The 14,098-nt window shown below is 66.6% G+C and carries 12 protein-coding genes and 3 tRNA genes; 11 read left to right on the top strand and 4 right to left on the bottom strand.

The features are described from left to right. Window positions 1–28 precede the first annotated feature (28 nt). Window positions 29–1,801: a bifunctional protein-serine/threonine kinase/phosphatase gene (locus HPF_RS18375; RefSeq protein ID WP_133157453.1), complete on the top strand. Its 1,773-nt coding sequence runs from the start codon at window positions 29–31 to the stop codon at window positions 1,799–1,801. A gap of 14 nt (window positions 1,802–1,815) precedes the next feature. On the opposite strand, the gene HPF_RS18370 is transcribed toward HPF_RS18375, so the two are convergent. Together HPF_RS18370 and HPF_RS18365 are read right to left on the bottom strand one after the other, a co-directional pair. Beyond that, complete coding sequence (locus tag HPF_RS18370; RefSeq protein ID WP_133157452.1) at window positions 1,816–3,870, bottom strand: hypothetical protein; 2,055 nt, start codon at window positions 3,868–3,870, stop codon at window positions 1,816–1,818. Between the two features lie 89 nt (window positions 3,871–3,959). Continuing rightward, window positions 3,960–4,319, bottom strand: coding sequence for an ArsC family reductase (locus HPF_RS18365; protein WP_133157451.1), 360 nt, complete (start codon window positions 4,317–4,319; stop codon window positions 3,960–3,962). Window positions 4,320–4,365: 46 nt separating this feature from the next. Here HPF_RS18365 and pip point away from each other — a divergent pair, with 46 nt between their 5' ends. The 10 genes from pip to HPF_RS18315 all read left to right on the top strand — a co-directional run bounded on the left by pip (window position 4,366) and on the right by HPF_RS18315 (window position 12,522). Further along, the gene (gene pip / locus HPF_RS18360; RefSeq protein ID WP_133157450.1) at window positions 4,366–5,313 is read left to right on the top strand and encodes a prolyl aminopeptidase; all 948 of its coding nucleotides are present in this window, start codon (window positions 4,366–4,368) and stop codon (window positions 5,311–5,313) included. Between the two features lie 36 nt (window positions 5,314–5,349). Continuing rightward, window positions 5,350–6,699: a bifunctional tetrahydrofolate synthase/dihydrofolate synthase gene (gene folC / locus HPF_RS18355; RefSeq protein WP_133157449.1), complete on the top strand. Its 1,350-nt coding sequence runs from the start codon at window positions 5,350–5,352 to the stop codon at window positions 6,697–6,699. 34 nt (window positions 6,700–6,733) lie between these two features. Beyond that, window positions 6,734–7,417 carry an SPOR domain-containing protein gene (locus tag HPF_RS18350; RefSeq protein ID WP_066158005.1) on the top strand — a complete coding sequence of 228 codons (684 nt, stop codon included), beginning with the start codon at window positions 6,734–6,736 and terminating at the stop codon, window positions 7,415–7,417. 31 nt (window positions 7,418–7,448) lie between these two features. After that, window positions 7,449–7,934 carry a CvpA family protein gene (locus tag HPF_RS18345; protein ID WP_079365394.1) on the top strand — a complete coding sequence of 162 codons (486 nt, stop codon included), beginning with the start codon at window positions 7,449–7,451 and terminating at the stop codon, window positions 7,932–7,934. Window positions 7,935–7,967: 33 nt separating this feature from the next. After that, window positions 7,968–9,473, top strand: coding sequence for an amidophosphoribosyltransferase (gene purF / locus HPF_RS18340; protein ID WP_133157448.1), 1,506 nt, complete (start codon window positions 7,968–7,970; stop codon window positions 9,471–9,473). 6 nt (window positions 9,474–9,479) lie between these two features. Next, on the top strand, window positions 9,480–10,694 hold the full coding sequence (locus tag HPF_RS18335) for an O-succinylhomoserine sulfhydrylase (RefSeq protein ID WP_133157447.1): 1,215 nt from the start codon (window positions 9,480–9,482) through the stop codon (window positions 10,692–10,694). Window positions 10,695–10,711: 17 nt separating this feature from the next. Then, a complete protein-coding gene (gltX, locus tag HPF_RS18330; RefSeq protein ID WP_066158017.1) occupies window positions 10,712–12,094 on the top strand; it encodes a glutamate--tRNA ligase in 1,383 nt (460 codons plus the stop codon). Between the two features lie 85 nt (window positions 12,095–12,179). Next, window positions 12,180–12,255, top strand: a tRNA-Ala gene (locus HPF_RS18325). Between the two features lie 60 nt (window positions 12,256–12,315). Further along, window positions 12,316–12,391: transfer RNA gene (locus tag HPF_RS18320), tRNA-Glu, on the top strand. A gap of 54 nt (window positions 12,392–12,445) precedes the next feature. Then, window positions 12,446–12,522: transfer RNA gene (locus HPF_RS18315), tRNA-Asp, on the top strand. 76 nt (window positions 12,523–12,598) lie between these two features. Here HPF_RS18315 and HPF_RS18310 read toward each other — a convergent pair. Together HPF_RS18310 and HPF_RS18305 are read right to left on the bottom strand one after the other, a co-directional pair. Beyond that, window positions 12,599–13,504: a DMT family transporter gene (locus HPF_RS18310; protein ID WP_066158020.1), complete on the bottom strand. Its 906-nt coding sequence runs from the start codon at window positions 13,502–13,504 to the stop codon at window positions 12,599–12,601. A 61-nt stretch (window positions 13,505–13,565) separates the two neighbouring features. Continuing rightward, window positions 13,566–14,093 carry a methylated-DNA--[protein]-cysteine S-methyltransferase gene (locus HPF_RS18305; protein ID WP_133157446.1) on the bottom strand — a complete coding sequence of 176 codons (528 nt, stop codon included), beginning with the start codon at window positions 14,091–14,093 and terminating at the stop codon, window positions 13,566–13,568. Window positions 14,094–14,098: the final 5 nt, after the last annotated feature.

Raw genomic sequence — 14,098 nt, 5'->3', positions numbered from 1 at the left:
TGGGCGCTGTTCTTGCTTGAGGTGGTGCATGGCTTTTGACATTGACATCGGCTACGCCAGCCAGGCCGGCCGCAAGGACACCAACGAGGACTTCTGCGCCGCCATGCTGCCGCCCCCTGGGCAGGCGGACATGGGTTCCATCGTCGCCATCGCCGACGGCGTGAGTGCGGGCGGGCTGGGCAGGGAAGCGGCGCAGACCACGGTGACCAGCCTGGTGCGCGACTACTACGGCACACCCGAGACCTGGGACACCACGGTGGCCATGGACCGCGTCATCGGCGCGCAGAACACCTGGCTGGCGGGCGTCAACCGGCGTCGCCATCCGGCCATGGGCCTGACCACGCTCACGGCCATGGTGCTGCGCGGCCACAGCTACACCCTGGCCCACGTGGGCGACACGCGCGCCTGCCTGCTGCGCGGCGGCCAGCTGACCCAGCTCACGCACGATCACGTGGCCGACCACCCCGACCTCAGCCACCAGTTGCTGCGCTGCATCGGCGTGGAAGACCGCGTGGTGGTGGACTACTCACAGGGTGATCTGCTGGTGGGCGACCTGTTCCTGCTCATGTCCGATGGCGTGCACAACGTGCTGAACGAGGCGCGGCTGAAGGCCCTGATCGACGAACAACCGGACACCGCCGACGCCCAGGGCCTGTGCGAAGCCCTGGTGGCCGCGGCCCTGCAACGCGGCAGCCCCGACAACGCCACCGCGCTGGCCGTGCGCGTGCGCGGGCTCGACAGCGCCACCCTGCAGGACCAGAACCGCCTGGCCGCACAGCTGCCCATCCCGCCCAGGCTCAGGCTGGGCGAACAGATCGACGGCCTGGCCATCACCGCCGTGGTGGCCGACAACGGCATCAACCTCGTCTACCAGGCGCGCGACCCAGTCACGCACAGGCTCTACGCGCTCAAGACCCTGCACCCCCAGCGCGCTCACGATGCCGAAGAGCGCGCCATGCTCGCGCACGAGGCCTGGCTGGCGCGCCGCATGGCCACCAGCCGCGCGGCCGAACACCTGGTGGCCGTGCACGACGCACCGCCCACGCTGCCCGCGGGGCAGGGCGCCAGCGCCTTCTACCTGCTCTACGACTGGCATGCCGGCGAATCGCTGCAGCACATGCTGGACCGGCAGCACCGACCTGGCGTGGCCCAGACCATCGCCATGGCCACCCAGGCCGCCCGGGCCCTGGGCCACCTGCACCGCCAGGGCGTGATCCACCGAGACGTGAAACCCGCCAACCTGCACCAGGGGGAAGACGGCGTGCTGCGCCTGCTCGACCTGGGCGTGGCGCTCAGCGGGCGTGAGCCCGCGTCGGCGCGCGCGCTGCACGCCGGCACGCCCAGCTTCATCAATCCAGAGCAGTGGGGCTTCCGGCTGCGCAGCGGCGGCGTGGACACCGACGCGGAGCCACAAGCCGCCGACGCGCGCAGCGACCTGTTCGCGCTCGGCGTCACGCTCTACCAGCTGCTGACGGGCAAGCTGCCCTATGGCGAGGTGCTGCCCTACCAGGCCGGCCGCTACTACCGCGACCCGGTCGCGCCCAGCCGCCACCACCCCGAGGTGCCGATCTGGCTCGACCACATCGTGCTCAAGGCCGTCAGCCGCGACCAGAAGCAGCGCTTCGAAACCGCCGAAGAGCTGCTGCTGGCACTGGAGCGTGGCGCGTCGCGCCCGCTCACCGCACCGCCTGCCACCCCGCTGATCCAGCGCGACCCGGCCATGCTCTGGAAGCTGCTGCTGGGGTTCAGCGCGCTGCTGAACCTGCTGCTGGTGTACTGGCTGGTGTTCCTGCCGCGCTGAAGGTCAGCGCCCGGTCAGTTGGCTGCCCACGCGAGGTAGGCCACACCTTCGTAGGTGTATTCCGCCGCGCGGGTGGCGATGATGTTGTCCCGTTCCGCCACGCTGACGGTGTACAGGTGGGTGCCCGCCGACCTACGGAAGAACCTGTACACCTCTACCGTGCCGCTGGCGGGAGAATTCGCCTGACGCGCGTACCAGGCGATGCCTTCGTTCGTGAAGACATGCGACAGGTTCGCGGCAACTGAGGCCCTTTCGCTTTCATTGATGGTGTAGAAGTGCGCCCCGGTTTGCCGGTTGACGAAGCGATAAACCGGGCTGAGGCCGTTGCCAGGTGCTGGTGCCACCATGAACACCGGACCTTCGTACGACAGCGCCGAGTTGCTGGCTCGAACTGCATCTCTCTCCGGCACATGGGCACTGAAGAAATGGGTGCCGTTGCTGGGGCGGTAGAAGCGGAAGACGAATTTATAGCCCGGGTTCAGCCAGTTGACCAAACCGCTTTCGTAGGCGAGGTCGAATCGGCCGAAGTAGTCGCTCGCGGTGGTGTTGCTGCAGCTGGAAGCGCCGCCCCACAGCTGGCCGACGATGCGGGGGGTGCTGGTCGTGCCGCCGGCGAACAGGCCCGAGCCGCTGCTGCCGCCTTCGGTGATGCCGGTGGTCCAGCGGACCTGGTACATCGGAGACTGCGGGTTGGGGGAGGTGTCGACATTGAAATATTCGTCGCCATCGAAAACGTAGGTGTTCAGCACGGACCCGTACCCGATCAGCCGTCCGTCGGAGCGGCGAAGGAATCCGCCACCCGGGCTGTGCACGCCGACGTAGTTCGCGCTGCCACCCACGACTTCGCGCTGGAAGGACCAGCCGGCGTAGATCGTTCCTGCGGGCGGTGTGTCTCTTAGGTCCAGCAGCGAGGTGTCGGTGCCCACGGGGGTGCGCAGGCTGCCCGAGAACTCGGTCTTGTTGTAGCGCAGGTCTGCTCCGCTGAAGCTCGGCACGGTGCCCGGGTTGACGGTGGTGCTGTCGCAGGCGCTGGAGCGGTAGAACCAGAAGACATGCAGCGAGCTGGCCGCAGACTGGTTGTTGATGCAGTGGTTGGCCGTCAGAAAGTAGCCTTGCTGTGTGGCGCCGCGGTTGGCGATCAGCGTTCCGGTGCAGACCCACGACAAGCCGCCGTCGACGAAGTCCATCGAACCCACGGCATTGGTCACCGGCGGGAGGGGGTCAGTGCACACAACGTCGGGTGTCACGCCGGGACATTCAGACTTCTGCTCGATCTGGCCCAGACTGGCCTTGGGTGCGAGCACGGTCTGGTGCATGAGTTTGGGCACGGTGAACACGGTGGAGGCGGTCGGGCGCCCCGCAGGCAGGTCGATTTCCAGAACCGTGGCTTCGCCCTCCGTCGTCGGGGTCCAGTACGTGCGGGCAGCGTCCGAGTTGCCGTCGGCCTGCACGTTGGCCGCGATCGAGGAATTGATGTGGGCGCCCGTGGTCTCCCGGGCGTCGGTGCTGCCTTCGGCATACACCCGCAGGACCGCGTCGTCGGGCAAGGCCTGGACCAGCACGCCCAGGCGCAGGCCGGCCGCCCCGGTGGAGCTGAAGCGCAGGCTGGCCCGCTGCACGCCGCTGGCTGTGGTGTTCCAGGCCATTTGCTGCAAATTCTTGCGCGAGCTGGTGGTGGCCATGTCACGGCCAAAGCCGATCTGGACGCGCTTGGCCCTCTCAAGGCCATTTCCTTTGCGGTTGTGCCGTTCCATCTTCTCGATGGCCGAGGCTTCCGGCGGGCCCAGATCCACGCTGATGGCAGGGGAGGGTGCGGCCCGGCGGTCGACGCTCACCTTGTGGACCGGATTGGCCTGCGCGCCCGTCTCACTGGAGGCAGGGCTCTGAACCACGGCATCGGTCGAATTGATGCTGGATGCGCGCTGCTGGCTGGCGGCAACCTCACTGCCCCTTGACACCGATTCGTCGGAACTGCCAGGCGATTCCCCCGAACCGCCACAGGCCGCCAGCACCAGGCTGGCCAGCAGGGCAGCAAGCCAATGTCTTTGAAACGTGCGTGTTGAGCGCATGCGCATTCCTTCTGAGCAATTTTCGTATTGTAAAAGTTGAATGCGTGGCGCCGGGAGATCGGAGTGAATTCGATCACCGCCAGCCGCGCTCAGCGCTCGCGGTCAAGCCGGTCGCTCCAGGCGCCCGGGTCGAAGCCCACGGTGACCGAGCCGTCCGTCCAGCCGACCACCGGGCGTTTGATCAGGCTGGGGTGCTGCAGCAGCACGGCGCGTGCGCTTGCGCTGTCCAAAACCGCCGAGCGGGTGGCCTCGTCCAGCCCGCGCCAGGTGGTGCCTTTGCGGTTGACCAGCGTTTCCCAGCCCGCCGCAGCCAGCCACCGGTCCAGTGCGGCCTCGGGCACACCCTGCTTCTTGAAGTCGTGGAAGCTGTGTGCCACGCCATGCTCGTTCAGCCAGGCCCGGGCCTTTTTGACGGTGTCGCAGTTGGGGATGCCGTAGAGTGTGGTCATCCCCGAATTCTGTCACGCGGCCTCTTGGTGAAGGTCGCGCTTCACCATGACCCTGCGCCGCTTCTATCCCCCCATCGAACCCTTCAAGACCGGCGTGCTCGACACCGGCGACGGCCATCAGATCTACTGGGAGCTCTGCGGCAACCCGCAGGGCAAGCCGGCGGTGTTCCTGCACGGTGGGCCGGGCTCGGGCTGCTCGCCCGACCACCGCCGCCTGTTCGACCCGCAGAAGTACTGCGTGCTGCTGTTCGACCAGCGCGGCTGCGGCCGGTCGAAGCCGGCGGCTTCGCTGGAGAACAACACCACCTGGCACCTGGTGGCTGACATGGAGCGGCTGCGCGCTCTGCTGGGCTTCGATCGCTGGCTGGTGTTCGGTGGTTCCTGGGGCAGCACGCTGGCGCTGGCCTATGCGCAGACGCACACGGAGCGCGTGTCCGAACTGGTCGTGCGCGGCATCTTCACCCTGCGCCGCGACGAGGTGCGCTGGTACTACCAGGAGGGGGCTTCGTGGCTCTTTCCCGACTTGTGGGAGGGCTTCCTCGCACCGATCCCCGAGGCCGAACGCGGCGACCTGCTCACCGCCTACCGGAAGCGGCTGGCCGGCGACGACCCGGTGGCCCAACTGGCCTGCGCGCGTGCCTGGAGCCTGTGGGAGGGTCAGACCATCCGCCTGCTGCCCGACGCGGCCAACACCGCCAAACACTCTGACGACGCCTTCTCGCTGGCCTTCGCACGCATCGAGAACCATTATTTCGTGCACGACGGCTGGCTCGAGGAAGGGCAGCTCATCCGCGACGCGCACAGGCTGGCCGGCGTGCCGGGGGTGATCGTGCAGGGGCGCTACGACGCCTGCACCCCGGCCCGCACCGCCTGGGATCTGCATCGCGCCTGGCCGCAGGCCGACTTCCACATCGTGCCCGATGCTGGCCACGCGTTCAACGAACCCGGCATCCTGGACCGGCTGATCGAAGCCACCGACCGTTTCGCGGGCTGAGCACGGGGCTTTGTGATGGCCGGGATAATCCCGGTCATGAACACCTTAGACGAGTGGCTGGCCCATTGCGAGCGCCAGCATCCCCAGGGCATCAGCGGCATCGAGCTTGGGCTGGACCGGGTGCAGCGGGTGGCGCAGCGCATGCGCCTGTCCATGCCCTGCCCGGTGATCACCGTGGCCGGCACCAACGGCAAAGGCTCGACCTGCGCCATGCTGGAGGCCATCTACAGCGAGGCCGGGTACCGGACCGGGGTCTACACCTCGCCCCACCTGGTGCATTTCGAGGAACGTTGCCGCATCGGGCGCGAGCCGGTCGCTGCTGATGCCCTTTTGCCGGCGTTCGCCGAGGTCGAGCGTGCGAGGCTCGGGGACGGTGGATCGGGTGATGACGGCGTCGTGGTACTGACCTATTTCGAGTTCACCACACTCGCCATCCTGCGCACGCTGTCGCTCAGCGGGCTGGATGTGGCCATCCTGGAGGTGGGACTGGGCGGGCGGCTGGACGCGGTGAACATCGTCGACCCGGACTGCGCGGTCATCACCTGCATCGCGCTGGACCACATGGCCCTGCTGGGCAACGACCGCGAGGCCATCGGCTACGAGAAAGCCGGCATCATGCGCACCGGCCGGCCGGTGGTGGTCAGCGATCCGGTGCCGCCGCAAAGCGTGCTGGACCGGGCGCTCGAAGTCGGCGCCCAGCTCTGGCGCATCGGCAAGGACTTCCATTTCGCCGGTGACAAGCAGCAGTGGGGCTGGGCCATGCACCCTTCACAGGGTGGGCGCAAGTTCAGTGGTCTGGCCTACCCGGCCCTGCGCGGCGCCAACCAGCTGGTGAACGCCTCGGGCGTCCTGGCCGCCATCGAGGCGCTGCGGCCCCGCCTGCCCGTGACGGCACAGGCCGTCCGAAACGGGCTGGCCATGGTCGAGCTGCCCGGCCGTTTCCAGATCGTGCCCGGAGAGCCCGCGCTCGTGCTCGATGTCGCCCACAACCCCCATTCCGTGGCCGCGTTGGCCGAGAACCTCGACGCCATGGGCTACTACCCGGTCACGCACGCGGTGTTCGGTGCCATGGCCGACAAGGACTTGCCCGCCATGCTGGAGCGCATTTCATCGCTGATCGACCGCTGGCACCTCACCGATCTGCCACTGCCGCGCGCCAGCCGGGCGACCGATCTGGCGGCCGTGCTCGACAGCGGCGCCGGCCAGGCCTCTGGCGGGCGTTCGCGGGTGGCCGGATGCCATCCGTCGCCGCTGGAGGCGCTGCGCGCGGCGGTGCTGGAAGCGGACCCCACTGATAGAATCGTTGTCTTTGGTTCCTTCCACACGGTGGGGGGTGTTCTGAAGGATGGCGTGCCGCGTCTGGCGGCCAGGCACCTCGCGAACTGATCCTCTCCGCGATCTCCGCCGGACCCATTTCCGCATGCTCACATCCCGTTCCGGTTCTGCGGGCCACACCGCCCCACCGCCGCCGCAAAGCATCGAGGCCGTGCGTCGTCGGGCCCGGCACCGCCTGATCGGGGCGGCCGTGCTGGTGCTGGTGGGGGTGCTCGGGTTCCCGCTGCTGTTCGATACGCAACCCCGCCCCATTGCGGTCGACGTGCCGATCGAGATTCCCTCCCGCAACACGCCTGCAACGCCTGCACCCAAGACCGAGGCTCCTGCCGCGGCCAGGCCGGCGCCGGTGGCCACGGCCGACAGCCTTGCCGCGCGCGAGGAGGTGGTCGAGCCGAAGGCTGTGGCCAAGCCGGCCGACAAACCCGTTGAAAAGCCCGCAGAGAAGCCTCCGCTTGAGAAGCCCGTTGCCGACAAGGCTGCGGCGGGGAACACCACCGAAAAACCACCTGAGAAGCCCTCTGAAAAAACCGCTACCGGCAACGAGCGCATCGTCGTGCAGGTGGGGGCGTTTTCGGAGGCCGAACGTGCCCGCGAGGCCCGTTTGAAGCTGGAGCGGGCCGGACTCAAGACCTACACCCATGTGGCCGAGACGCCGCAGGGGCGTCGCATCCGGGTGCGCCTGGGACCTTTCGCCACGCGCGCGGAGGCCGAAAAGGCCGCAGAGCGCGCCAAGGCGCTGGGTCTGTCGACGGCCCTGCTCTGGCTGTGACGGCGTTGGCCCGGGGCCTGGGGGCGGCGACATGAACGCAGTGGATGGGTTGTTGCTGTTCGTGCTGCTGCTGTCGGCCGTGGTCGGCATGTGGCGGGGTCTGGTGTACGAAGTGCTTTCTTTGATGGTCTGGGTGGCGGCGTTCTTGCTGGCCCAGGCCTATGCAGGAGATGTGGCGCGCCTGCTGCCGCTGGACGGCCTCTCCGCGGCACTGCGCATTGCGGTGGCATTCGTCCTGGTGTTTGTGGCCAGCGCGTTCGCCGGCGGGTTTGTGGCGTGGCTGGTGAAAAAGATGGTGGCGGCCGTGGGTTTGCGTCCCATTGACCGCGTGCTGGGTGGTGTGTTTGGCCTGCTGCGTGGCGCGGTGGTGCTGCTGGCGGTGGCGGTGGTGGTGGGAATGACACCGCTCCAGTCGCAACAAGCCTGGCAGACGTCAGCGGTGGCCCAGGTGCTGGGTGACAGCCTGCAGGCCCTCAGGCCGCTGCTGCCCGAGCCGGTGGCCCGTTACCTGGCCTGAGTCGACAGTCTTTGTTTCGTTGAGGATCCAATCATGTGTGGAATCGTGGGCGTGGTGAGCCAGGCGCCTGTCAATCAGCTGATCTACGACGCTCTGCTGCTACTGCAGCACCGGGGACAGGATGCCGCCGGCATCGTCACCCAGCAAGGGCGCAAGTTCTTCATGCACAAGGCCAAGGGCATGGTGCGCGACGTCTTTCGCACGCGCAACATGCGCGCGCTGCCGGGCAATGTCGGGCTCGGTCAGGTGCGTTACCCCACCGCGGGCAACGCCTTCAGCGAGGAAGAGGCCCAGCCGTTCTACGTCAACGCGCCGTTTGGCCTGGTGATGGTGCACAACGGCAACCTGACCAATGCCCAGGGTCTGAAGCAGGAGCTGTTCCAGACCGACCACCGCCACATCAACACCGAGAGCGACTCCGAGGTGCTGCTCAACGTGCTCGCGCACGAACTGGAAAAGTCCACCCGCGGGGCATCGCTCAAGCCGGCCGACGTGTTTGCCGCGGTGCGTGGCGTGCACCGGCGCATCAAGGGCTCGTATGCCGTGATCGCGCTGATCGCCGGCCACGGCCTGCTGGCCTTCCGCGATCCTTTCGGCATCCGTCCGCTGTGCATCGGTCGCAACGCCGATGGCGCCCGCATGGTCGCCAGCGAATCGGTCACGCTTGAGGGCAACGGCTTTGAACTGGAACGCGATGTGGCGCCCGGCGAGGCCGTGTTCATCGACCTGGATGGCAAGGCCAGCTTCGAGCAATGTGCGGACAAGGTCAGCCACAACCCCTGCATCTTCGAATATGTCTACCTGGCCCGGCCGGACTCGGTGCTCGACGGCATCTCGGTGTACCAGGCGCGCCTGAACATGGGCAAGACCCTGGCCAAGCGGCTGGTGTCCACCGTGCCACCGACTGAAATCGACGTGGTCATCCCGATCCCGGAGTCCTCGCGCCCGAGTGCCATGGAACTGGCACAACTCCTGGGCCTGCCGTACCGCGAAGGCTTCGTGAAGAACCGCTACGTCGGCCGTACCTTCATCATGCCCGGTCAGGGTGTTCGCAAGAAGTCGGTGCGCCAGAAGCTCAACGTGATCGCCAGCGAGTTCAAGGGCCGCAACGTGCTGCTGGTGGACGACTCCATCGTGCGCGGCACCACCTCCAAGGAGATCGTGCAGATGGCGCGCGACGCCGGCGCGCGCAAGGTCTACATGGCCAGCGCCGCGCCGCCGGTGCGTTTCCCCAACGTGTATGGCATCGACATGCCCACCGCGACGGAGCTGGTGGCGCACGACCGCACGGTTGAGCAGATCCGCGAACTCATTGGTTGCGACGCGCTGATCTACCAGGACGTGGATGCGATGAAGCAGGCCATCGCCGCGCTCAATCCGAAGCTGGCGGGTTTCGACGCATCGTGCTTCGATGGCGTCTATGTCACGGGCGACATCACGCCCGAGACCATTGCCCGCATGAACCAGGGCCGCGACCAGACCGAAGAAGGGCAGGAAGACAGCTCGCGCCTGGCTCTGCCCAACGCCCAGACCGCCTGATCCGCCATGTCATCGAACGCGAAATCCGCTGACGCTCTGCATCGCGAAACCCTGGCGGTTCGGCTGGCGACCGAGCGCAGCCAGTACGGCGAGAACTCCGAGGCGCTGTTCCTTACCAGCGGTTATGTGCAGCCGTCCGCCGAAGACTCCGCACGCCGCTTTGCCGGCGAAGACGACGGCTACACCTACGGCCGCTCAGGCAATCCGACGGTCACCAGCTTCGAGATGCGCCTGGCCGCGATGGAAGGTGCCGAGGCCTGCATGGCCACCGCCTCGGGCATGGCCGCGGTCATGCTGATGTGCTTCAGCCTGCTCAAGGCGGGCGACCACGTCATCATTTCGCAGTCCATGTTCGGCTCCACGCTCAAGCTGATTGGCTCGGAGTTCGGGCGCTTCGGCGTGGAAACCTCGGTGGTGCCGCAGACCGATCTGGCGGCCTGGCGCGCGGCCATGCGGCCCACGACCCGCCTGCTGTTTGCCGAAACACCCACCAACCCGCTGGGTGAGGTGTGCGACATCCAGGCCCTGGCCGATCTGGCCCACAACGCCGGCGCTTTGCTGGCGGTGGACAACTGCTTTGCCACCCCGGTGCTGCAGCGCCCCATCGCTCTGGGTGCCGACATCGTGATGCACTCTGGCACCAAGTACCTCGACGGGCAGGGCCGCGTGATGGCCGGTGCCCTGTGTGCCCGCGAAGCCATGGTGCACGAGAAGTTCCTGCCGGTGCAGAAGAACTCCGGCATGGTGCTTTCGCCGTTCAACGCCTGGGTGGTGCTCAAGGGCCTGGAAACGCTGGACCTTCGCATGAAAGCCCAGAGCGCGCAGACCTTGGCACTGGCTCACTGGCTGGAGGCACACCCCGCCGTGGGCCGCGTGTACTACCCCGGCCTGGCGAGCCATCCGCAGCACGAACTGGCCATGCGCCAGATGAACGGCATCGGTGGTGCCGTGCTGTCCTTCGATGTGAAAGCAGCCAGCCCCGAGCAGGCGCGCCAACGCGCCTTTCATGTGCTTGATGCGCTGCAAGTGCTGTCGCTGTGCACGAATCTCGGCGACACCAAGACCCTGTGCACCCACCCCGCCAGCACCTCGCACGGCAAGCTGTCCGAAGCGCAGCGCCAGGCCGCCGGCATCGGTCAGGGCCTGATCCGCGTGGCCGTCGGCCTTGAACATCTGGACGACATCCGCAGCGACCTGGATCGCGGCCTCTCCAGTCTTTGAATCTTCTTTTCCCTCACATGACCGTTCGCACCCGCTTCGCACCATCGCCCACCGGCTTCATCCACCTGGGCAACATCCGCTCGGCGCTGTACCCGTGGGCCTTTGCCCGCGCCACCGGCGGCACCTTCATCCTGCGCATCGAAGACACCGATCTGGAGCGCTCTAGCCAGGCCGCGGTGGACGTGATCATCGAAGGCATGAAGTGGCTGGGCCTGGACCACGACGAAGGGCCGTTCTACCAGATGCAGCGCATGGACCGCTACAAGGCGGTGCTGGCCGAGATGGTTGAAAAAGGGCTTGTCTACCCCTGCTACATGAGCGTGGCAGAGCTGGATGCGCTGCGCGAGCGCCAGATGGCCAACAAGGAGAAGCCGCGCTACGACGGCACCTGGCGCCCGGAGCCTGGCAAGACCCTGCCGCCCATCCCGGAAGGTGTGAAGCCTGTGCTGCGCTTCAGGAACCCGCAGGGCGGGTCGGTGGTCTGGGAGGACAAGGTCAAAGGCCGTGTCGAGTTCAGCAACGACGAACTCGATGATCTGGTGATCGCGCGCCCCGATGGCACGCCCACCTACAACTTCTGCGTGGTGGTGGACGATATCGACATGGCCATCACGCACGTGATCCGTGGCGACGACCATGTCAACAACACGCCGCGCCAGATCAACATCTTCCGTGCCCTGGGCAAGGAACCGCCGGTCTACGCCCATCTGCCCACCGTGCTCAACGAGCAGGGCGAGAAGATGAGCAAGCGCAATGGCGCCAAGCCGGTGACGCAGTACCGCGACGAAGGCTACCTGCCCGACGCGATGGTGAACTACCTCGCCCGCCTGGGCTGGAGCCACGGTGATGACGAGATCTTCAGCCGCGAGCAGTTCCTGCAGTGGTTCAACCTCGACCATCTGGGCAGCAGCGCAGGCCGCTTCGACGAAGCCAAGCTGCGCTGGGTCAACGCGCAACACCTCAAGGCCATGGACGACGCTGCACTGTCGGTGCTGGTGGCTGAGCAACTGGCCAAGCGTGGCATCGCCGCCGACGAGCGCCTGCCGCGCATCTGTGGTCTTTTCAAGGACCGCTGCGACACCACCGTGGCGCTGGCCGACTGGGCAGCGGCCTTCTACACCGACGTGACACCGTCAGACGCCGAGCGCACGCAACACATCACCGACGTCGTCCGTCCCGCGCTGCAGACCCTGGCCAGCAAACTGGTCGACTGTGCCTGGGACAAGGCCAGCCTTTCAGCAGCGATCAAGGAGACCATCACGGCGCATGGTCTGAAGATGCCGCAACTGGCCATGCCGGTGCGCGTGCTCGTGATGGGCACAGCACAGACACCGTCGCTTGATGCGGTGCTGGAACTGCAAAATCGACAAACAGTTTTGACGAGGTTGCAGAAAGCCTGAAAAATGGTCTATAATTTGAGTCTTGCTGATTCACACTGAGTTGCTCGCAACAAAGCAGGGTCGGCATCCCAGAAATGGATTTCGTGGGGGTATAGCTCAGCTGGGAGAGCGCTTGCATGGCATGCAAGAGGTCAGCGGTTCGATCCCGCTTACCTCCACCAAAAATTGAAGAATTGGGCAGCGTGGTTTTGCTACAATGCACAGTTCGGTTCTTAGGTTTTGACCCTATCGTCTAGAGGCCTAGGACATCACCCTTTCACGGTGAGTACCGGGGTTCGAATCCCCGTAGGGTCGCCAAGTTTGTGGCACTTGGCCTGATGCGAGAGCAGAAGGCAGAAGCTGCACCACTGCGGAGTGGTAGTTCAGTTGGTTAGAATACCGGCCTGTCACGCCGGGGGTCGCGGGTTCGAGCCCCGTCCACTCCGCCAGTTTTGATAAGCCGTTCAGATCTCTGGTCTGAACGGCTTTTTCATTTCCGCAACACGCACGCCGGCGTGTCTGCTTTTATGCGCTGCCGACCTGTGGGCGTCGCCTCACCAGGCCCGTCGACAGGGCCGTGCCCGCCATGATGACGAGGCCGCAGCCGATCATCCACGGGGTGATGGCTTCGTCGAGAAAGATGCGCCCGTAGATCAGCGCGAACACGGGTACCAGGAAGGTCACGGTGAGCGCCTTGCTGGGGCCTGCCTGGGCAATGATGCGAAAGAACAGGACGTAAGCGAGCGATGTACACAGCAGGGCCACGGCGACCAGCGCGCCCCAGGCGCCGGTGCTGACTGGCTGGTCAGGCCACAGCCACAGCGTGGGCAGGGCCAGCCCCAGGGCAGCGCCGATCTGGCTACCCGAAGCGGTGGCCAGCGGGTGGACGCCGGTGAGGTGGCGTTTGGTGAAGCTGGCCGCCAGCCCGTAGCAGAACGTGGCCACGAGACAGGCCAGCATGGCCAACAGGGCTTGTCCAGCGGAGGCGGCTCCCGGTGCCAGGCTGAAACCCGACTTGCCGATCACCAGCAGGCAGACGCCCACAAAGCCGATGGCCAGGCCGGTGGCGCGCCAGGCATCGGGCCGGTCCTTGAGCCATGCCCAGGCCACCAGGGCCCCCGTCAGCGGCACCGTGGCGTTCAGGATCGAGGTCAGGCCGGTGCTGATGTGCATGACCGCATACGCGAACAGGGCGAACGGGATGCCCGAGTTGAGCAGGCCCACAAAGAGGATGAGCCGGGCGCGCTGGCGGAAGTCGGCCCAGACGCCTTTGAGCAGAAACACCGGCAGCAGGAACAGCGCCGCCAGCGCCACCCGCATGCCTGCCGTGGGCAGGGCGCCGAACTCTGCCGCCCCCAGTCTCATGAAGAGAAAAGACGAGCCCCAGAGGGCGGCGAGCAGGAAAAATTCGAGAGCGAGTGTGGGCGACATGGATTCAGTGTGCAGGCAAAGGCCGTGCGGCGGGCTGAAGCGTTGATGATGTTCGCTCTGGTCATTGATGCGGTTTGTCGATCAATGCGCCCTCGAGCTGCAGCAGAGCCTGCTTGCGGTCCAGACCGCCGGCGTACCCCGTCAGTGAACCGTTGCCGCCAACCACCCGGTGGCAGGGCACCACGATGCTCAGTGGATTGCGACCGACAGCAGCGCCCACCGCGCGCACCGCCTGGGGCTTGCCCAGGCCGGAGGCCAGAGCGCCGTAACTCGTGGTGGCGCCGGCCGGGATCGCCAGCAGGGCTTGCCAGACGGCGCGCTGGAACGCTGTGCCTTGCCCCAGATCCAGTGGCAGGTCGAAGTGCTGGCGGCGCCCGTGAAAGTACTCGTCCAGTTGCCGCGAAGCCGCTTCGAAAACCGGGTGCGACGCCACGGTGGGCCAGGCAGCCAGGCGCTCCACGGGTGGCTCGTGGCGTTGCCGCTGCACGAACCAGAGGCCGGCCAGTCCGTTGGTGCTGGCTACCAGACGCAGATCGCCCAGCGGGCTGCCCACGATGGTCTGGACACGGTGGTGAGGGGCGGTGTTCATCGGGG

The sequence above is a fragment of the Hydrogenophaga pseudoflava genome (assembly GCF_004353865.1).
In the GTDB taxonomy this organism is placed as follows: domain Bacteria; phylum Pseudomonadota; class Gammaproteobacteria; order Burkholderiales; family Burkholderiaceae_C; genus Hydrogenophaga; species Hydrogenophaga pseudoflava.
This window is presented reverse-complemented; position numbering and strand designations above follow the sequence as displayed.